The sequence below is a fragment of the Streptomyces sp. NPDC088147 genome (genome assembly GCF_044741565.1).
Lineage (GTDB): Bacteria > Actinomycetota > Actinomycetes > Streptomycetales > Streptomycetaceae > Streptomyces.
This window is the reverse complement of the sequence record NZ_JBIUSY010000001.1, coordinates 602,644-622,465: the sequence shown is the minus strand read 5'-3', so window position 1 is coordinate 622,465 and position 19,822 is coordinate 602,644. Positions and strand designations below refer to the sequence as shown.

Annotated in this window: 15 protein-coding genes; 14 read left to right on the top strand and 1 reads right to left on the bottom strand. The window is 70.6% G+C overall.

Going from position 1 to position 19,822, the window contains the following annotated elements; genetic code table 11:
* Nucleotides 1-10 precede the first annotated feature (10 nt).
* Nucleotides 11-862, bottom strand: coding sequence for a helix-turn-helix transcriptional regulator (locus ACIOGX_RS02375; protein ID WP_384771924.1), 852 nt, complete (start codon nt 860-862; stop codon nt 11-13).
* Between the two features lie 86 nt (nt 863-948).
* Here ACIOGX_RS02375 and ACIOGX_RS02370 point away from each other — a divergent pair, with 86 nt between their 5' ends.
* From ACIOGX_RS02370 to ACIOGX_RS02305, 14 genes are all read left to right on the top strand, one after another.
* Complete coding sequence (locus ACIOGX_RS02370) at nt 949-1,791, top strand: SDR family NAD(P)-dependent oxidoreductase (RefSeq protein WP_401909577.1); 843 nt, start codon at nt 949-951, stop codon at nt 1,789-1,791.
* 141 nt (nt 1,792-1,932) lie between these two features.
* The gene (locus ACIOGX_RS02365; protein ID WP_356509821.1) at nt 1,933-2,271 is read left to right on the top strand and encodes a hypothetical protein; all 339 of its coding nucleotides are present in this window, start codon (nt 1,933-1,935) and stop codon (nt 2,269-2,271) included.
* A 184-nt stretch (nt 2,272-2,455) separates the two neighbouring features.
* Nucleotides 2,456-3,136 carry an NAD-dependent epimerase/dehydratase family protein gene (locus tag ACIOGX_RS02360; RefSeq protein ID WP_401909575.1) on the top strand — a complete coding sequence of 227 codons (681 nt, stop codon included), beginning with the start codon at nt 2,456-2,458 and terminating at the stop codon, nt 3,134-3,136.
* A 331-nt stretch (nt 3,137-3,467) separates the two neighbouring features.
* Nucleotides 3,468-4,454, top strand: coding sequence for a 3-oxoacyl-ACP synthase III family protein (locus tag ACIOGX_RS02355; protein ID WP_401909573.1), 987 nt, complete (start codon nt 3,468-3,470; stop codon nt 4,452-4,454).
* Nucleotides 4,455-4,568: 114 nt separating this feature from the next.
* Nucleotides 4,569-6,248: a hypothetical protein gene (locus ACIOGX_RS02350; RefSeq protein WP_401909571.1), complete on the top strand. Its 1,680-nt coding sequence runs from the start codon at nt 4,569-4,571 to the stop codon at nt 6,246-6,248.
* A gap of 8 nt (nt 6,249-6,256) precedes the next feature.
* A complete protein-coding gene (locus ACIOGX_RS02345) occupies nt 6,257-7,354 on the top strand; it encodes a Gfo/Idh/MocA family oxidoreductase (RefSeq protein ID WP_401909568.1) in 1,098 nt (365 codons plus the stop codon).
* A 12-nt stretch (nt 7,355-7,366) separates the two neighbouring features.
* A complete protein-coding gene (locus ACIOGX_RS02340) occupies nt 7,367-8,674 on the top strand; it encodes a radical SAM protein (RefSeq protein ID WP_356509831.1) in 1,308 nt (435 codons plus the stop codon).
* A gap of 4 nt (nt 8,675-8,678) precedes the next feature.
* Nucleotides 8,679-9,785 (top strand): Gfo/Idh/MocA family oxidoreductase, encoded by a 1,107-nt coding sequence (locus tag ACIOGX_RS02335; RefSeq protein WP_356509833.1) that lies wholly within the window; start codon nt 8,679-8,681, stop codon nt 9,783-9,785.
* Nucleotides 9,782-10,642, top strand: a complete 861-nt coding sequence (locus tag ACIOGX_RS02330) for a methyltransferase domain-containing protein (protein ID WP_356509835.1) — start codon at nt 9,782-9,784, stop codon at nt 10,640-10,642. Before ACIOGX_RS02335 ends, ACIOGX_RS02330 begins: the two co-directional genes overlap by 4 nt.
* The gene (locus tag ACIOGX_RS02325; protein ID WP_356509837.1) at nt 10,642-12,270 is read left to right on the top strand and encodes a serine hydrolase domain-containing protein; all 1,629 of its coding nucleotides are present in this window, start codon (nt 10,642-10,644) and stop codon (nt 12,268-12,270) included. The genes ACIOGX_RS02330 and ACIOGX_RS02325 overlap by 1 nt, the downstream gene beginning before the upstream one ends.
* Before the next feature lie 30 nt (nt 12,271-12,300).
* On the top strand, nt 12,301-13,407 hold the full coding sequence (locus ACIOGX_RS02320; protein WP_401909563.1) for a methyltransferase: 1,107 nt from the start codon (nt 12,301-12,303) through the stop codon (nt 13,405-13,407).
* Between the two features lie 200 nt (nt 13,408-13,607).
* Nucleotides 13,608-14,735 (top strand): cytochrome P450, encoded by a 1,128-nt coding sequence (locus ACIOGX_RS02315; protein WP_401909560.1) that lies wholly within the window; start codon nt 13,608-13,610, stop codon nt 14,733-14,735.
* Between the two features lie 742 nt (nt 14,736-15,477).
* A complete protein-coding gene (locus ACIOGX_RS02310) occupies nt 15,478-18,300 on the top strand; it encodes an AAA family ATPase (RefSeq protein ID WP_401909558.1) in 2,823 nt (940 codons plus the stop codon).
* A gap of 55 nt (nt 18,301-18,355) precedes the next feature.
* Nucleotides 18,356-19,801: a glyceraldehyde-3-phosphate dehydrogenase gene (locus ACIOGX_RS02305; protein WP_356509845.1), complete on the top strand. Its 1,446-nt coding sequence runs from the start codon at nt 18,356-18,358 to the stop codon at nt 19,799-19,801.
* Nucleotides 19,802-19,822 lie beyond the last annotated feature (21 nt).

Below are 19,822 nucleotides of genomic sequence, written 5' to 3'. Positions count from 1 at the left end.
GCCCCGGATCTCATCGGGACACGTCCATGCGCTGCGTGCCGATGACCGACAGCAGCCGCAACGCCTCCTCGGACGGCGAGCCGGGGGTGGCGGTGTAGATCACGACCCGCTGGTCCCGGTCGGTGATGTCGAGGGCGTCGCAGTCGACGGTGACCGGGCCGACCAGCGGGTGCTGGAAGGTCTTGCGCAGAGCGGGCTCGGCGGACACGTCGTGGGAGCCCCACAGCCGGGTGAACTCCTCACTGCCGGCGAGGAGTTCGTCCACCAGCTCGGTCACCTCGGGATCACCGGGGTAGCGGGCGGCGACGGCGCGCAACTGCTGGGCCGACGCACGGGCGAAAGCGTCCACGTCCGACACTCCGTACAACCGCTGTCCCCGCGGGGACGGATCGAGGAAGGTACGGCGGACCAGGTTGCGGTCGCGTCGTGGCACGGCCGAGAAGTCCTCCATGAGGGCGGCGGCGAGATCATTCCAGGCGATCACCTCGTACGTCGCGGACGTCACGATCGCGGCGGCCTGCGGCAGTCGGCGCAGCAGGTCGAGGATGCTCTGCCGCACCTCGCGCGAGGGGCCTGGCGGAGGGCCCGGCGGCGCGCCGGCGAGGTGATGGAGGTGGTCGCGCTCCGGGTCCGACAGGCGCAGGGCCCGCGCCAGCCCGGCCAGCACCTCGCGCGACGGGCGGGGGCCGCGGGCCTGCTCCAGCCGGGTGTAGTACTCGGTCGAGATGTACGCCAGCTGCGCCGCCTCCTCGCGGCGCAGCCCCGGGGTACGGCGGCGCGGCCCGGCGGGCAGGCCCACGTCGGCGGGGGTGATCCGCTCCCGCCTGCTGCGCAGGAAGGCGGCCAGTTCTTGTCTGTCCACCTCTTCAGTGTGCGCGGGAGCACGGTGGCTATCCAGGTACCGCCGGTGCCTGGATAGCCACCGCCGACGGGCGCAGGCTCGCTGCCATGGACCACACCTCACCATCCACCCCCGACACGCGCACCGGCACGCCCGCCGGCACGCGCACCGACATCACCACCGACATTGGCCGGGGCCTGCTGGCCGGCAAGGTCGCCTTCATCACCGGTGCGGGCCGTGGCATCGGCGCCGCCGCGGCCCGGCTGTTCGCCAGGGAAGGCGCGCGCGTGCTGCTCGCGGCCAGGACGGAGGCCCAGCTGAAGGCGGTGACCGAGGAGATCCGGGCCGCGGGCGGCACCGCGGACTACGTGCTGTGCGATCTGGCCGACGCGGCCGGCGTACGCGCCGCTGTGGACCGCGCGGTGGACCTGTACGGCCGGCTCGACGTCGCCTTCAACAACGGTGCGACGATCACGCCGCCCGGCCCGTTGGACCAGGTGCGGGAGGCCGACTTCGACCGCCTCTACGCCGTGAACCTCAGGGGCCCGTGGCTCGCCATGGCCGCCGAGATCGCCGCCATCCGGGCCACCGCCGGGACGGGGGCCATCGTCAACAACTCCAGCGTCGGCAGCCTGATGGCCAACCCCGAGCTGCCCGCCTACGGTGCGATGAAGCGGGCGGTCAACAGCCTCACCGAGTCGGCCGCCGTGACCTACGGCCCGGAGGGCATCCGCGTCAACGCCATCGCCCCGGGCGGCACGCTGACCGAGATGATCCGCACCTGGGAGGCGCATTCGCCCGGTCTCGTCGAGCGGCTCACGGCGAACACCCCGCTGCGCCGCGCGGCCGGACCCGACGAAATCGCCGAGGCCGCCGCCTGGCTCCTCAGCGACCGCGCCTCCTACGTGACCGGCACGGTCCTGCGGGTCGACGGCGGCGCACGCGCCTGAGCCGGGGAAGTGCGGCGCGCGCGCCTGAGCCCGGGGAGCGCGGCGCACCGGTCTGAGCAGGGGTGCCCCGCCGGAACCACGCGCCGCGCCGTCGCGTCTGTCGTGGGCATGAGCGAAAGAGCCACGCGAGGGACCACGGCGATGAACCCGACGACCCGGGGCGCCGCCGGATGCTTCCTCGCCGTCCTCGGCGCGACGACCGCGGCACTCGTGTGGGCGCCGCGAGCGGCCTTCAGCATCGACGGCGGATTCGAGGGCCATGCCCGCGATCTGAGCGTGCTCTTCGTCGATCTGCCGCTCATCGTGCTCGGTGGCGCTCTGGTTCCGCTCCTCGCCTGGGGCCTGACCACGAAATGGGTGCACCGCCCCTGGGCCGCCGCGCTGGTGGCCGTGGCCGCGCTCGCGCTGGGCGTATGGGGGCTCACCGAGTGGTGGACCCCGCGCCGGCAGCCGGATCCGGGGTACGGCCCCGGGATCTGACCCCGTGCCGTCCGGCGCGGGTACCGCGGCGCGGGACCGGGACTCATGCTCGACGTCGCCGTTCTCGGCCGACACTCCGCCCGTACCCGCCCTGGGCTCCGGCATCGACCGTGACGCCGCCGTGCCACCATGGTCGCCACCGCGATCCCGCGTGCCCGAACCTCACCCCCTCCCGGAGCCCCCTGTGAACGTCGTCATCTTCGGAGCGTCCGGCATGGTCGGACACGGTGTGCTGCGTGCCTGCCTTCTGGACCCCGCGGTCACCAGCGTCCTGGTGGTGGGCCGCGGCCCGCTCGGCATCACCCACCCCAAGCTGCGCGAGGTCATCCACCAGGACCTCACCGACCTGTCCGCCCTCAGCGGGCAACTGGCCGGCCTCGACGCCTGCTTCTTCTGCGTCGGCGTCTCCGCCGCCGGGCGCGACGAAGCCGAATACACCCGTATCACCTACGACGTCACCCTCGCCGCGGCCTCCGCCGTTTCCCGGCACAACCCCGGCATCACGTTCGCCTACGTCTCCGGCGAGGGCACCGACAGCACCGAACGCAGCCGCGCCATGTGGGCCCGCGTCAAGGGACGGACCGAAAACGCGCTGCTGGCCATGGAGATGGACGCCTACATGTTCCGTCCCGGCTACATCCAGCCCCGTCACGGTGCCGTCTCCAGGACCCCCGCCTACCGCGTGATGTACACCCTCACCTCCTGGCTCTACCCCCTCCTGCACCGCATCGCGCCGGGGCACACCACGACCACCGAGCACCTCGGCCGCGCGATGCTCGCCGTCGCCCGGCCCCACGCGGCCCTGCCCGGCGCGGAGATCCCCCGCGTCCTGGACAGCCGGGAGATCAACCGCCTGGCCGCGTAGCCGCGGTGTCGCGTTCAGCGTGCCGGCCTTCGTCATGAAGGCCGGCACTTCGGCCTGGGCGGACGCGGACCGGCGGGACTCCTGAGGGGCGCGAGCTGCGTAGGGGCTCATAGGGGTTGTAGGGGATGAAGTTCATCCTCCCCTCTTCGTAGGATGGCTTTGCCCGAGGGAACACGGAAAGGCGGCGCACCGGAAGCCGCGAACCACCAGGGGCGGCGGATTCTCCGAATTCGCCCGTCCGTCATGTGTTCCGCCCTCGGCTTCGCACTGTCCTGGAAGGGGACACGAGGAGCGAATCTCTGCCAGCGCTGAGGGCCCAGGGAGGTCTCGTATGCCGGTCGGTGTCTTAGGGGTTGGATTTCATGTTCCTGAAGTAGTCATCGACAACGCGTGTATCAGCGAATGGGCGGACACCCCGGAGGACTGGGTGGCCCGGCGCACCGGAATTCACGAGAGGCGTTACGCGCCCGCCGGGGTGGCGACCTCCGACCTCGCCTACGAGGCCGTCACCGACCTGCTGAGCAGAACTCCCGGGATCGAGCGGGACATCGGCCTGGTGATCGTCGCCACCGCCACTCCCGATCAGCCGCAGCCCGCGACGGCCGTGGCCCTCCAGGGCCGCCTGGGCCTGGAGGCGGCGGCGTCCTTCGACATCAACGCCGTGTGCTCCGGCTTCGTCTACGGGCTGACGATCGCCGACGCGCTGCTCTCGACATCCTCCGCCTTCGGTACGTACGCCCTCGTCGTGGGCGCCGACATGTTCTCCTCCGTCATGGACCGCACCGACCGGAGAACGGTCAGCCTCTTCGGTGACGGCGCCGGGGCCGCGCTCCTCGGGCCGGTGCCGGAAGGGTACGGAATCAGCGCGTCGCGCATGGTGGCGCACGGGAGTCTGCGCTCACTGGTGGAGGTGCCGGCCGGCGGTACCAGACAACCGCTGACCCCTGAGGCGCGTGCCGCGGGCGAGCATCTGTTCAAAATGGACGGAAGGCCCGTCGCGGAGTACGCCCTGCGGGCGCTCCCCGAGGTCGTCGGCGGGACTCTGGCGGACTGCGGGCTGTCGGTCGACGACATCGACCGGTTCATTTTCCATCAGGCCAATGTGCGACTGCTGGAGAACATCACGTCCGAACTCAAACTGGACCCGGACCGCGTTCCGATGACGGCCCCGCGGTACGGCAACACCGGAGCGGCTTCCATTCCCATCACGATGCGGGACGCGCAATCGCGCAGGCCGTTCCAGCGCGGTGAGCGCATTCTCCTGGCGGCAGTGGGAGGTGGAATGACAGCGGCGGCCACTGTTCTGACCTGGTTCTAGTTCTGTCTTCCTCTGGATTCCCCCCACCGGATTCATCCCCGGATTCCGCCGGATCCCTCCGGACAGTTATTTGCGATTGATCGCGCCTGAGAACTGAGAAGAAGAGGTTGGAAAGTGACAGTCTTCGAAACCGAGTCGGTAGACGACGCGCTCAATGGCCAGGTGGCCGCCGGGCCCGCCGAGGTCCTGAGCGAGCCGCCCGAGGGTCTGTACGAGGTGCTGGACGGCCGGATGACCTGCGACGAACTCCACGACGTCATCAGGTCGGTGCTCCACGACGACGGCCGGCCCACCGCGGAACACACCCTGGAGGTCCTCCAGCCCGGGAACTACCGGGTGCGGCTCGGCGACAGCTGCCTGGACGTCCGGAGCCGCCCGCTGCCCGATGTCGCGCCCGACACCCTCGACCACATCCTGCCGGCGGCGGGCAGCCGCCGGGTGCTGCTCACCACCTCCGGCCCCCTGCCCGACGACATACGCGCCCTGTTCGTCGCCCTGCTGGAGAAGCTGACGCTCCGGGGCCAGTGCTACAGCGAAGCGGAGATCGATTCCATCGTCCGGGCCATGCCGCTGGTCGACCGGTACGCCACGAAGGAACCGGCCCTCGCCGACTGGGCGTTGATCTTCCGTGACCACTACGTCGAGAACAGCGTGGGCTTCCTGCTCGGCATGGAGCGGGCCGGTCTCGACCCGAACTGGGTCTTCGCGCTCTCCAAGGGCGACCGGACCCTGCACCGCAGCCGGGTCCACGCCTGGTTCCTGAACCACGGCTATCTCAGCGATGTACTGGACAACTCGGTCATCAACGACACGGCCGACCCGGCCGCCCAGGCCTACGCGCTCGGCGTCAACGAACGCGTCAACGCCTTCATCCGGCAGGCCCACGCCGCCGGCCGCAAGGTGCTGGTCATCGACGACGGCGGACTGCTGGCACAGGGATACGGAGCGGACGGACAGCTCACCGAATACATCGACGCCGCGCTCGAACTGACCGTCAGCGGCCTGAAACGCATCGCCAACGCCCCGGGCACACTGTCCATCCCCGTACTCAACATGGCCCGCTCGCGGCTGAAGACGATGCTCGGATACAACGAGATCGCGGACTCCTGCGTCCGGCGTCTGCGCGCCATCCTCCCCGGCGAGAAGTTCATCGGCCGGCATGTGCTGATCCTCGGCTTCGGCACGCTGGGAGCGCGCGTGGCGCACGCGCTGCGGGCTCTCGGCTGCCGGGTGAGCGTCGTGGACACCGACATCCTCGCCCTCATCACGGCCGCGGAACACGGCTTCGAGACCTACACCACCGCCGCCGAGGCGCTGCGCGGCCACTCCCCGTTCCTGGTCATCGGTGGCACCGGAGAGCTCGCCATCACCGCGGAGGACCTGCCGCTGCTGCCCGACGGCGTCTATCTCGCCGGGTTCGCCACCAAGGACTTCAGCATCCTCAGCGAGGGACACGCGGGGGCCGAGCCGACGGTCGTGCCGTACGTCGGGGTGCGCTACGTCCTCCCCTCCGGAGCCGTGGCCACGGTGCTCGGCGACGGCCGTTCGCTCAATCTCTTCGAGTACGAGGGGATCGCCAACCGCGGTTACGACGCCTACCGGGCCGGAACGCTGATCGCCGCCAAGGTCCTGTGCCGGGAGATCGGTTCGCTCGAACCCGGTCTCCATCTGGAGCCGGTGGACCGGGCCATCGACGAGGCCGAGCTGTTCCACGCCTACTACCGTGAGTACCTCGCCGGGAAACAGCACCGGCCGGCCGAGCCCGAGCACCTCCTGACCGCCACCGCCCTGTGACAGCGCGCATGTCCAGGACACATGTGTGCGTGGTCGGCCACGGAGTCGCGGGCCGGCTGCACGAGCGGCTGCTGAGCGCCCTCGGACACCTGGTCAGTGTGGTGGACCCGCTGGCCGGCGCGCCCGGCACGGGCGCCCCCCGGTACGGCCGCGTGGCGGACGTGCCGCGTGACGTGCCCGTCGACGTGTGGTCGGTGTGCTCGCCGACCGCGACACACCTGGAGACCGTGGCGGAGGTGCTCGCCCGGGACCCGGCGGCCCGGCTGCTGGTGGAGAAGCCGGTCTGCCGCCCCGGCGAGGAAGCCGGTCTCACCGCCCTGCTGGCCGAGTACGAACGGGCCCGGCTGGTGGTGATGAACCAGTACGGGCACGCCCAGGCCGGCGCCGTGCTGCGCACTCTGAAGAAGGAGTTCGCGCCCGGACACCCGGTGAGCGGCGTCCGGGTCGGCTTCGGCAAGGACCGCAGGGAGGACATCGCGGCCGGCCGGTTCGTGGACCACGACTACGGGGTCTTCGGCTACGAGTGGCTGCACATGCTCGCTCTGGTCGGCGGCGTGCTGCCGGCCGGCGTGTACGACCGGTATCTGCGCACCGACCCGGCCGAGCACGACGTACGTGTGGAGGCCGACCCGGAACTGACCAGCACCGCCGCCTATGAGACCACCACCGTCGACGACCTCACCATCGAGCTGTACTCCACCATCGTGGGGCCCGACGCCCACCCGCTCGTCCCCACGCCGAAATGGATGGGACCGGCCCCCGAGGGCGCCGAGAGCAGACAGCGGCTGGTCGAGATCACCGCGGGACCGGTGCGGTTCACCGTGAAGCTGGATCCCGTGACGCTGCTCGACGGCTCACCGATGGCACGCAACACGCACTGGCTGGCCGTCGAGGGACCCGACCACCGGACGGAGTGGTTCTTCCACGACTCCCCGATGGACAACGCGCTGCGGTGGTCGATGGACGCCCTGCTCACCGAACCCGCCCGCCCCGAGGTCGACCTGCGGCCGATTCGCCGCATCAGCCGACTGGCCGAGGTGGCCCGGTCCCGCGAGGGGCTGCCATCCACGGCACAACCGCATGCCACCCCCTCCGCCCGTCTGTGAGGTCACACACCCATGAGCCGAATCTGCCTGGTGGTCCCCAGTAACAAGTTCGACCAGTACTTCATACAGATCCCCCTGGACATCCTCATGGCCGCGGGCCAACTGCGCGCGGAAGGCCACGAGGTCACCGTCTGGGACCAGCGGCTGCAGGACGCGCCGCCGGGTGGCGACGACCCCGACATCCTGCTGATCTCCTCCGCCATCGCCGACCGGGCCCAGTGCTACCCGCTGGACCTGGGCCCGATCAGGGCCGCCACGGACGTCGCGAAGGCCCGCTTCCCCGGCGCCCGCACCATCGCCATCGGGCCGCACGGCACCCACCTGCCCGAGGCGACCAGGCTCGACCTCGGCGTCCAGCACGTCGCCCTCGGTGAGGCGGACTCGGCGGCCGTCCAGGCCGTCCGCAGCCTGAACGCGGGCGTGACGGCCCCGGTGCTGTCCGGCGATGTCGCGCCCGTCTCCCCGCTCGCCATCGTCGGGGACCGCCCGAAGCCGTACCCGAACATCCCCCTGGAGGAGTTCGCGCTCCCCGCCTACGACCTGGTTCCCCTGCGGAACTACACGGCCGAGGTCATCGTCGACGGGCTGCCCCAGCCCGGCCCCTGCGGGATGGTGCTGGCGGCCCGCGGCTGCACGTACGGCTGCACGTTCTGCCATCTGCCGTTCGGCAACCGTATGCGGATCCAGCCCGTCGACCGGGTCATCGCCGAAGTGGAGGCCCAGCAGACGGCCGGCCTGGACTTCCAGTTCTTCCTGGACTACGTCTTCGGCATCAACAAGACCTTCTACACCGACATCTGCCACCGTCTGCGCGGCCAGGGGGTCGGCTGGGTCGGCCAGACCCGCGCCGAGATCGTGCTCAAGAGCGATGTCACCGAATGGGCCAGGGCGGGCTGCCAGGGCATGTGGCTGGGCGCCGAGTCGCCCGCCGTGGCCGGTACGGGCGTCCACAAACGCGTCAGCGAGCAGCAGATCCACGACGCCGTGCTCAAGCTGAAGGACGCCGGGATCGTCCCCTTCGCGTTCATCCTTCTGGGACTCCCCGACGACGACGCCTGCATGTCCGACTGGCTGGTCGACTGGGCGGGCGGTGTTCCCGGATGGTTCGGCATCAACCAGCTGTTCCTGCGCCCCGGGACCAGCCTCTACGACCAGCTCGCCCCGCGGTACAACGACGGGGTGATGCCCACGAGCTGGCGCGAGATCCAGGACGTGACCCGGCGCTATCGCGAGCGCTACCCGGCCGACCTGGACGACCAGGAACGCCGTCTCACCACCCTGCCGAACTACCTGGGGAACGCCATTGTCCCGGTCGGGTGATCCTGTGGAGCTGAGGTTCGGGATCATCGGCTGCGGGTCCATCGGAGGTTTCCTGGGGCGGCTCCTCACCCGCGAGGACCCCGAGCTGAACGGCCGGGCCCGGCTGACCGCCGTGGCCGGCCGGGAACGGGCGCGCGCCCGGGAGCTCGGTGCCGAACTCGGCTGCGACCACCACGACGTGCCCGGACTGCTCGCCCGTACGGACGTGGACGCCGTCCTGCTGTGCACACCGAGCGGGACACACGCCGACCTCGGAGCCGCCGCGCTCCGAGCGGGCAAGCACCTGCTCGTCGAGAAGCCCATCGACGTGTCACCCGCCGCCGCCGACCGGCTGATCTCGGTCGCGCGGCAGGAGGGCGGCACGCTCGGTGTGGTCTCCCAGCGCCGCTTCGACCCCGCGACCCGCCTCGCCCGGTCGGCGATCGACGCCGGAGAGCTGGGGCGTATCACCTCCGTCCTGATCGAACTGCCCTGGTGGCGCGAGCAGTCGTACTACAGCTCGGGCAGCTGGCGCGGTACGCGGCTCCTCGACGGGGGAGGGGCGCTGATGAACCAGGCCGTGCACGCGGTCGACCTGGCCCAGTGGCTGGCCGGACCTGTCGTGGAGGTGGCCGCGCACACCGCCCTGCTCGCCCACCACGACATCGAGGTGGAGGACGTGGCCACCGCGAGCCTGCGGTTCGCCGGCGGCGCGCTCGGCGTACTGCTGGCCACCACCGCCGCCTACCCGGGCCGTACCGCCCGGATCTCGGTGCACGGCGACCGGGGCTCGGTGGTCATCGACAGCGACGAACTGGAGTACTTCCACGCCGCGCGCGAAGGTGAACGGGCGCCCGCCTACGGGGCGTTCGGCAGCGCCAACCAGGCCGCCGACCACGCCCCGTCCCAGAAGCGCGACACGGCCAGGGACCGCATCGGTCTGCTGTACCAGCCGCATCGTGACCAACTCCTGGACTTCCTCGACGCGGTACGGGACGGCAGGCCCCCGCTGGCGGACGCGGCGGCCGGACGGCGGGCGGTGGCCGTCGTGACCGCCGTCTACACATCGGCGGCGACCGGAGGACCGGTACGGCTCGGTACCGGCACACGACACGAGGAGGGCACACCGTGAGCGACATCGCGCAGGACAGGGAGGCGGACCGGAAAGCGGCGCTGGCCCTGCTCTTCGACCGCAGCGCGCCGACCTACGAGCGGGTCGGGGTCGAGCACTTCAACGACCTCGGCCGGCGGCTTGTCGACCACGCCAAGGTCACCACCGGGCAGCGAGTGCTGGACGTCGGGTGCGGCACCGGCGCCGTGCTGGTTCCCGCCGCACGGGCGGTCGGACCCGAGGGCGAGGTCATCGGCGTCGACCTGTCCGGCGGGATGGTGGCACGGGCTCAGGAGGAGGCGGCCCGGCAGGGGCTGCTGCACCAGGTGCGGGCCGTCGTCGGTGACGCGGAGACCGTCGCCCTGGCGGACGTACCCACCGCGCCGGGCTCCTTCGACACCGTCCTCGCCGGGATCTGCCTGTTCTTCTTCCCCCACCCGCAGGCCGCCGCCGCCCGCTACCGCGAGCTGCTGAAACCGGGAGGCCGGTTCGGGGTGTCCTGGTGGGGGCGGCCGGACCCGCGGTGGGACCCGGTGTACGCCGCCAGTGCCCCGTACGGCCGGGGCCCCTCCTCGCACACCCTGCCCGCGACGAGCCCCTTCCGTTCGGTCGACGCCCTGCACGCCATGCTCGGCGAAGCCGGCTTCGACGAGGCCGAGACGGCCGAGGAGGACTGCGTCACCCACTTCGCCCACGCCGAACAGTGGTGGCGGTGGGTGTGGTCGACCGCCGGGCGCCAGTTCTGGGAGAGCGTCCCCGACGACGAGCGCGACAAGGCCGTCGCCGCCGTGAACGCGGAACTGGACACCCTCAAGGCACCCGACGGGTCCCTCACCATGACCTCGAAGGTGCGGTTCACCCTGGCCAAGAGGTCCTGATGGGGACGGCTCCCGCCAGGACGGACCCGTCTGCCACCACCGTCCCGACCCGGTACGCGCTGTTCTCGCCGGAGTGGCTCGGCAGCGCCGGCACCGCGTTCGCCGCGCTGCCGGCCGACGAGAGCGCCGCCATCCGGATCGCCCTGGACATCACCGACGCTCCCGAAGGCACCGCGGACGCGCTCGACATCCTGATGGACCTCACGACCGGTGCCCTCCGGTTCGCGCCGGGCCACAGCGCCGTGCGTCCCACGCTCGCCTTCACACTCACCCACGCGGACGCCGGCACGCTGCTGTTCGGAGACCAGACGCACCGGACGCGTCTGTTCGAACACGGCGGCCTGCGGCTGGAAGGCGCGTTCCTGTTCGTCTTCTTCCTCGACCGGATCCTCCAGCAGGACGTATCGGGAGGGCTGGCGGGACTGCGGGCCGGAACCGCCGGCCTCGCGCACCCTCCCGGCTCGCCGCCCGCGCGGACCCACCGCACGGGCCCCGGCCAGGAGGACGAGACAGCGGCGGTGGAGGCGGCGTACGACACACTGCCGCGGACCATGGCGGTCCTGCGCGCCGAGCTGGACCGCACCACCCCCGGCGCGCAGCTCTATGTCTCGCACGCCCCGTCGCGTACCGCCGTCTCTGTCGCCCTCGGGGAAAGCCGGCCCCAGGTGCCCTTCACCCGCCGGTCGTGGCCGATCTGGTACTGCTGCTCCAAAGCGGTCGGGGCCGTGGCCGTCGGACAGCTCTGGGAGCGGGGCCTGGTGGACCCGCTGCGTCCCGTCGCCGCGTATCTGCCGTGGTTCGAGGGCGAAGGACGGGAGAACATCACCCTCTTCCAGCTGCTGACCCACACCACCCCGGTCCCCATGGCACTGGACCCCCTGCACGGCACCTTCGCCGCACCGGTGGCGGTACGCCGCGAGCAGCTGCGCACGATGCGGATCCCACCGGGCGCCGAACCGGGGACCAGGATCAACTACGCGCCCTGGTGGGCCTGGTTCCTGCTGGCGGAGATCGTCCGGGCCGTCGACGGCCGGAGTTACGAGCGCTATCTGACCGAAGAGGTGCTGGCACCCTGCGGGATGACCGACACCCGGATGGTGCTCACCCCCGAGGAGTACCGGGAGACCGCCGACCGGCTGCCGCTGATCCACATCACCGGAGGCGGCTTCCCGGCCGAACCGACGCAGTGGTACGCCACGGAGGCCTCGTGCACCCGGCCCATCCAGGGGCTCAACATGCGCGGACCGATCCAGGACCTCGGCCGGTTCTTCGAAACGCTGCTGGCCGACGGCCAGGGAACGGGCGGCCGGATCCTGCGGCCACAGACCGTCATGGCGATGACGGCACGCCACCGCGTCGGCCTCACCGACGCCTTCGGCAATGCCGACTGGGGGCTGGGATTCCGACTGGAATCACATCACCTCGGCAAGGAGTACACAGCATTCAGCCAATATGCCTCCCGCCGTGCTTTCGGCCACTACGGACTGTGGACGTCCGTGGCCTTCGCCGACCCGGACACCGGAGTGGTGGCCGCCGTGCATCTCAACGGCAAGGCGTCGCAGGACGAACACCAGGAACGGATGCTCGCCATCGGCGACGCCATCCACCACGATCTCGGCCTTGTGTGATGTGCCGGTTCTTTCAAGAGGGGAATCAGAATGACTCAGCCGCGGAATGACGCCGGATCCATCGGGCCGGCCGGATCTCCACACGCCATCATCGACATCGCCACCGCGTTCTGGAAGTCGAAGGTCCTGCTGAGCGCCGTCGAACTTGGCGTATTCACCGAGCTGTCCGGGCGGTCCCGTACGGCCGAGGAACTCTGCGCGCGGCTCGGGATCAAAGGCAGGGGAGCGCCCGACTTCCTGAACAGCCTGGTCTCCCTGGGAATGCTGGAGCGTACGGAGGGGCGGTATCGTAACTCCCCGGTGGCCGAGGAATATCTCAACCCCCACAAACCCGCCACCGACGTGTCCGGATATCTGTCCTTCCTGAATTCCGGATTCGGCTGGTGGTCCCGGCTCTCCGAAGGGCTGCGCAGCGGCGACCGGCTCGATTTCTCCGGAGCCCTGGCCGAATCGGGCGGCGGCGACGGCCGTACGGCGGGCGACGGCACCCTGGTGGAGGCCGACGCCACCAGCGACACCTTCGGCGAGGCGTTCGCGACCCCCGACCAGGTCACGGGATTCGTCCGGGCCATGACCGGCTACAGCATGGGGGCGAACCAAGCCATCGCCACCGCGTTCGACTGGCAGCCGGTACGCACGGTCGTGGACGTGGGCTGCTCCGAGGGCGCACTGCTGGCCCAGGTACTCGGCGCGCACGAGCACCTGAACGGCATCGGGTTCGACCTGCCCGCCGTGAGCGACCGCTTCACCCATCACCTCGGCCAGGCGGGGGTCACCGACCGGTCCCGGTTCGCCGGCGGCGACTTCTTCCACGACCCGCTGCCGGCCGGGGACGTGATCGTCATGGGCCATGTCCTCCACGACTGGAACCTCGACATCAAGCAGATGCTCATCCGCAAGGCGTACGACGCGCTGCCGTCCGGCGGCTCGCTGCTCATCTACGAATCGCTCATCGACGACGACCGCCGGACCCACACCACGGGCATGCTGACCAGCCTCAATGTCTCCCTGGTCTCCGCCGGGGGACTGGGCTACACCGGCGCCCAGTGCCGGGACTGGCTGACCGCGGCAGGCTTCCGGTCCGTCGCGGTCAGCCACCTCGACGGGCCCGAGTACATGGTCGTCGGCGTCAAGTAGACGGATCCGGCCAGATGACGACCGACGAAGGCGAGTTGTCCTTGTCCCGGACCGCTCCCGGCGGCTGTCCCCGGACCACATCCGGGGCCAGCGATCCGTCCGGGGGCGTCCCCCCGTCCGGCGGCATCCCCCCAAGGGCCCCCGGACATCTGGCGGTTGCCGCGCACACCCAGCACGCCACCGGGGTGCAGCGCGGCCCCATGCTCCCCTACCTCCCACGGCACCCCGTACCGGACGTGGTGCGTGTGCTCGCGCCGACCGGCGACCGGCTCTGGCTCGTCACCCGGTACGAACTCGGACGCCAGGTGCTGACCGACCCCCGGTTCAGCCGGGCCCTGGCCGTAGCGGAGTCGGCACCCGCCATCCACCCCCTGCGCCCGGACCCGGTGGCCCTCACGAGCCTCGATCCGCCCGCGCACGGCCGGCTGCGCAAACTGATCAACCGTGCCTTCGTCCCCGAGGCCATGGCCGCCCAGGAGGGCCCGATCCGGCGGGCGGCCCGTGGCCTGCTCCAGGGCAGACGCGCGATCGACCTCGTATCCGGCTACGCGATGCCGCTGTCGGCTTCGACGATCTGTCAGGTACTGGGCGTACCGGAGGCCGAACAGGACCGGTTCTCCCGGCTGGCCGACCGGGCGCACGGCATCACCCCCTGCTCACCGGGGGAGTCGGAGACGGCCAGGCGCGAACTGCGGGCGTACTTCGTCGAGCTGGCGGATCACGCCCGCCGTGACCCCGGGGACGACCTGCTCGGCACGCTGATCCTGGCCCGTGAGCAGGACGGCGCGCTGGACGAACCCGAGCTGCTCGCCCTCATCGAACTGCTGCTCAACGCGGGGTACGAGACCACGATCGGCCAGATCGGTCTCGCGGCGCTCGCTCTGCTGGAACACCCGGCGCAGTGGCGGGAGCTGGTGTCCCGGCCGGAGCTGGTCCCGGGGGCGGTGGAGGAACTGCTGCGGTACGCGCCCGTCGTCCCGATCAGCTTCACGCGCGTGGCGCGGCAGGACGTCGAGCTGGGCGGGGAGCGGATCAGCGCGGGGGACGGTGTGCTGGTATCCCTGCTGCACGCCAACTTCGACGCGGCGGAGCACGCGGAACCCGAAGTCCTCGACGTCCGGCGGGACATGCCCAGGAATCTGACGTTCGGGCACGGACCCCATGTGTGTCTCGGGGCCCAGCTGGCCAGGCTCCAGCTGCGCGTCGCGCTGGAAGAGCTGGTCCGGGCGGCCCCCGGGCTGTGTCCGGCCGTGGCCCCGGCCGCCCTGCGATGGCGGCCCGCCGAGGCCGTCGTCCGCGGACCGACCACTCTCCCCGTGTCATGGTGAGGCGCGGCCCGGGGAGTTGAAACGGACCCGCCGTGCGGCGGTGAGCCTGTTCGCCGGGGGCCGACCACCGCCCGTCCCCCCCGGCCCGTCGTCCCTCGTTCCCGGTCCCTCGCCCCTCACTGCCTCGCCCCTCGCCCCTCACTCCCTCGCCCGTCGCGATCCTCGCGGCGGGCGACGGTTTTTCTGCGGTCCCGCCGGCTTTGCGGGTGACGCGGTAAATTCGAGGTAAAGCTATGGCCGGAGTACGCCGACAGTCATTGGTACGTACCGATGGCGTGGAGCGGAGAATCAGTCCGGCAAATCACCACCGTATGACCGATCTCTCCAGTACGTGGACGGAAGGGAAAGCGCCGGGTAACTCCGCAGTCAAGCCGACCGGTTTTGGCGCGTAATTGCTCACGCAACGTTCATTCGTGCGTTCTCGCTGGTTCGCGGTTACCGCCCGGGGGCGGTAGGGGACGGGCGACTTGGCGGCGCGCTTCACGGAGAGGTGAAAGCGTGAGAATGGCGAGTATGCGTCGTATCCCGCTCGCCGGGTTTCGAGTCCGATTGCGTCCCCGGAACCGACGAGGTGATGCCCGGTCGGGCACGTTGCGAACGTTTGCGTGAGGTAGCCGGGTCTGCACGCACTCAAGACAGTTCGCACTCGACTGATTACACTTGATAACCACGAGGTTCGGATTGCGGTGATTCTGCGTTCCTGGGTTTCAGCAACACATTCCTTGAGTGCAAAGGTAGGACGATGAGTTGGGCGAGCCGACGGGATTACGTGGCGGAATTCGGTGAGCTGCTGGCGGATGCCGGGCCACATCAGGGCGGTGTGATGGCCCTGCACGGAGGCCCGGGGACGGGGAAGACCACGCTGCTGGGCAGATTTCGCGAACACGCCGCGGAGTCCGGGGCGTTGTATCTGGCCGCCACCGGTTTCCGCAGCGAGAACGACGTGCCCTTCGCCACCATCGAGCAACTGACGCACTCCTCCGGCGTGCCCGAGGAGGCGCGGGCGGCCGTGCACCGGTTGTGGGAGGACGGCGTGCCCCGGGGGGCGTCCGACCGCGGGCACGTGGAGCGGATGCGGGACCTGACCTCCGCGCTGGAAGCCGTCGCGCGGGAAACGCCCCTGGTCGTCGCGGTCGACGACGCGCAGTACGCGGACGAGCTGTCCCGCTCCTGTCTGCTGCATCTGGCCCGGCGTGCCCAGAGCAGCGGAATCATCATGGTCATGACGCTCGATCGGTCGATGTGCGAGTGCCACCTGGACCGGACGGAGGAGTTCCTGCTCGTTCCGGGATGCCGGGTGGGGGCGATCACGCCCCTGCCGGAGGCGGAGGTGCGGCGGCTGCTGGAGAGCAGGCTCGGCGCGGACACGGCGGCGGAACTGCTCGCCCCCGTCCACCGCGTCAGTGGTGGCAGTCCCGCCCTCGTGTACGCGCTGATCCGCGACCACAGGGCCGCCGCCCGCAAGGCCGCCCCGGGCCCCGGTGCCCCGGCGGGTGAAGGCGGCGTCGTGGTGGGGGAGACCTTCGAACGCACGTATGTGGCCCGTCTGAAGCACCATCCTCAACTGCTGTCGTGTGTAAGGGCGCTGGCCGTTCTCGACCGGCACGCGACCCCGGCCCGGCTGGGCCAGCTGCTGGACCGCGGCCCGGAGCGGCTTGCCATGGAGATGCGGGAACTGGAGCTGGCGGGGTTGCTGGAGGACGGCGCGTTCCGGCATCCGGCGGCCCGCAGGGCTGTGCTCAAGGCGCTCGGCGGGGACGAGTGCGCCGGGCTCCATCTGCGTGCGGCGGAGGTGCTGCGCGCCGAGGGAGCGTCCGTGACCACGGTGGCGGAGCATCTCATGGCCGGCGGCGCGATACCGGACGAGGCGGGCATCGCGGTGTTGTTACGCGCGTCGCGGCAGTTGTTGGCGGAGGGGGACGTGGACGCCTCGCTCCGGTGCCTGCGACTGGCGGACCGGGCCGGGCTGGAGGAGCCCCAGCGGGTGGAGGTCGCCCTGGGGCTGCTCGGCGCGCTGTGGTGCGTCAACCCGGCGGCGGCGGAGCCGGAGGTGAGCCGTCTGATGTCCGTGATGCGCGCGGGAGCGCTCAACGCGCGGGCCGTCCACGCGCTCGTCACGTGGCTGCTGTGGTTCGGCCGGACGAAAGAGGCGGGCGAGGCGATCACGTATCTGGAGAAACCCCACGACCCACGTGATCCGCGTGCGAGAGAGCGGCTGGCGGCCACCAGGACGATCGTGGCGCACCTGAGTCCGGCCCTGCTGCCCGAACTGCCGGAGTCGGATCCGCTGTCGGATACGCGGGACACCCTGTCGGCCGCCTATCTGGAACACGCGGCACACATGTCCCGCGGCAGCTCACGCGTACCCGTCGGCGACATCGACCCACTTGTCCTCGGCCACACCGAGACGGACTACGGAGAAACGTTACCTCCCCCCGTTCCCGGACCGCGGTACTCCTGGGACCGTGATGCCATCACGCTGATCGAACTGCTCCAGCACGGGGATCTGCCCCAGGCCGAGCGGCTCGGCACGGCGCTGCTCGACCGGCTTCCCGGTGAGGGATCGCCCGCGCGCGTCGCGATCTTCCGTAGCGTGCACGCCTATATCGCCCTGCAACGCGGTGAGACGGCCACGGCCGTCACACGCGCGGCCTCCGCTCTGGAACTCCTTCCGCACCACGGCTGGGGTGTGGTCATCGGCTCCCCCCTGGCCACCCTGGTGGCCGCCCACACCGCCACGGGCCAGTACGACGAGGCCGCGCGCTACCTCGAATATCCCGTCCCCGAGGAGATGTTCCACTCCACCGTCGGTCTGTTCTATCTGGTCGCCCGCGGCCACCACAGCCTGGCCACCGGCCGTCCTTACGCGGCTCTCAACGATTTCACCGCCTGCGCACCGCTGGCCGAGCGATGGCACTCCCCCTCGCGCCACCTCCTCGGCTGGCGCACCGGAACCGCCGAGGCGTACGTCGCACTCGACGAACCGGCCCGCGCCCGCGCCATGGTCGAACGCGAACTCGCCGACGTCGGCCCCCGCCCCTCCCGCTTCCGTGGCAACGCCCTGCGCGTTCTGGCCGCCGCGAGCCCCCCGGGCGAGCGTGAGCAACTCCTCCGGGAAGCGGTGCGCATTCTGCGCCTGTCCGACAGCCGTCTCGCCCTGGCGCGCGCCCTCGCCGATCTCGGCCGGAGCCATCCCGACAACAGCCACGACCACGAGTCCCGCCCCCCGTGGCCCGAGACACAGGAACCCGGACACCGGAGCGAAGCCCCCGCCTCCCCGTGGATGACCTGGACACCGAGCCGGCCCCGCACCACCGCCGGCCTGCCCGCCGCCACCCCGGCCCCCGCCGACAAGCCGCTTCTCTCCGACGCCGAACGGCGCGTCGCCGCCCTCGCCTCCGAGGGCAAGTCCAACCGGCAGATCGCCCGGCACCTCTACATCACCGTCAGCACCGTCGAACAGCACCTCACGCGCGTCTACCGCAAACTCTCCGTTCGGCGCAGAGCCGAACTCACACAATTCCTCGGACTCCTCACCAACGGTATGGACTTCCCCGCCGACTGAGCCGACCGATCGAGGGGTTACCATATGAGCGCCCCCTAGCTCGAAAGATAAACCTGTGACTGTCACTGAGGAATCGTTCACCAACTGGAAGCACCGCGAGGAGATAGCGGAGGCGATGATCCCGATCATCGGGAAGCTGCACCGCGAGCGGGACATCACCGTCCTGTTGCACAGCCGCTCCCTGGTGAACAAGTCGGTGATCAGCATCCTCAAGACCCACCGGTTCGCCCGGCAGATCGCCGGCGAGGAACTCTCGGTCACCCAGACCCTTCCGTTCCTGCGCGCTCTCACCACGCTCGATCTCGGCCCTTCGCAGATCGACATCGGTATGCTCGCCGCGACCTACCAGGCCGACGACCGGGGTCTCTCGGAAGAGGAGTTCACCGCCGAGGCCGTCGCCGGCGCCACCGGCGAGAACAAGATCGAGCGCCGCGAGCCGCGCGATGTCGTCCTCTACGGCTTCGGCCGCATCGGCCGCCTCCTCGCCCGCCTGCTCATCGAGAAGACCGGCTCGGGCAACGGCCTGCGGCTGCGCGCCATCGTCGTACGCAAGGGCGCCGGCCAGGACATCGTCAAGCGCGCCTCACTGCTGCGCCGCGACTCCGTCCACGGCCAGTTCCAGGGCACGATCACCGTCGACGAGGCGAACGACACGATCATCGCCAACGGCAACGAGATCAAGGTGGTCTACTCCGACGACCCGACGACGGTGGACTACACCGCGTACGGCATCAAGAACGCCATCCTCATCGACAACACCGGCAGGTGGCGTGACCGCGAGGGTCTGTCGAAGCACCTCCGCCCCGGCATCGACAAGGTCGTCCTGACCGCGCCCGGCAAGGGCGACGTCCCCAATGTCGTCCATGGCGTCAACCACGAGACGATCAAGCCGGACGAGCGGATCCTCTCCTGCGCGTCCTGCACCACCAACGCGATCGTCCCGCCGCTGAAGGCGATGGCGGACGAATTCGGCGTCCTGCGCGGCCACGTGGAGACCGTCCACTCGTTCACCAACGACCAGAACCTGCTGGACAACTACCACCAGTCCGACCGCCGCGGCCGGTCGGCGCCGCTCAACATGGTCATCACCGAGACCGGCGCCGCCTCCGCCGTCGCCAAGGCGCTGCCCGACCTCGACGCACGGATCACCGGCAGCTCGATCCGCGTCCCGGTGCCGGATGTGTCGATCGCGATCCTCAGCCTGCGGCTCGCGCGCGAGACCAACCGCGAGGAGGTCCTCGGCCACCTCCGCAACGTGTCGCTGAACTCGCCGCTCAAGCGCCAGATCGACTTCATCAGCGCCCCGGACGCGGTGTCGAGCGACTTCATCGGTTCGCGCCACGCCTCGATCGTGGACGCCGGCGCGACCAAGGTCGAGGGCGACAACGCGATCCTCTACCTGTGGTACGACAACGAGTTCGGCTACTCCTGCCAGGTCATCCGTGTCGTCCAGCACGTGTCAGGGGTGGAGTACCCGACCTACCCGGCTCCGGCGGTCTGATCCGACGGCCGAGGGCCGCGC

What these genes read in the sequence shown, in the direction of transcription:
- ACIOGX_RS02365 (WP_356509821.1), top strand. Translation starts at nt 1,933, where the DNA reads ATGAACCCGACGACCCGGGGCGCCGCCGGATGCTTCCTCGCCGTCCTC.
- ACIOGX_RS02345 (WP_401909568.1), top strand. Translation starts at nt 6,257, where the DNA reads ATGTCCAGGACACATGTGTGCGTGGTCGGCCACGGAGTCGCGGGCCGG.
- ACIOGX_RS02315 (WP_401909560.1), top strand. Translation starts at nt 13,608, where the DNA reads ATGCTCCCCTACCTCCCACGGCACCCCGTACCGGACGTGGTGCGTGTG.
- ACIOGX_RS02355 (WP_401909573.1), top strand. Translation starts at nt 3,468, where the DNA reads ATGCCGGTCGGTGTCTTAGGGGTTGGATTTCATGTTCCTGAAGTAGTC.
- ACIOGX_RS02325 (WP_356509837.1), top strand. Translation starts at nt 10,642, where the DNA reads ATGGGGACGGCTCCCGCCAGGACGGACCCGTCTGCCACCACCGTCCCG.
- ACIOGX_RS02310 (WP_401909558.1), top strand. Translation starts at nt 15,478, where the DNA reads ATGAGTTGGGCGAGCCGACGGGATTACGTGGCGGAATTCGGTGAGCTG.
- ACIOGX_RS02320 (WP_401909563.1), top strand. Translation starts at nt 12,301, where the DNA reads ATGACTCAGCCGCGGAATGACGCCGGATCCATCGGGCCGGCCGGATCT.
- ACIOGX_RS02370 (WP_401909577.1), top strand. Translation starts at nt 949, where the DNA reads ATGGACCACACCTCACCATCCACCCCCGACACGCGCACCGGCACGCCC.
- ACIOGX_RS02340 (WP_356509831.1), top strand. Translation starts at nt 7,367, where the DNA reads ATGAGCCGAATCTGCCTGGTGGTCCCCAGTAACAAGTTCGACCAGTAC.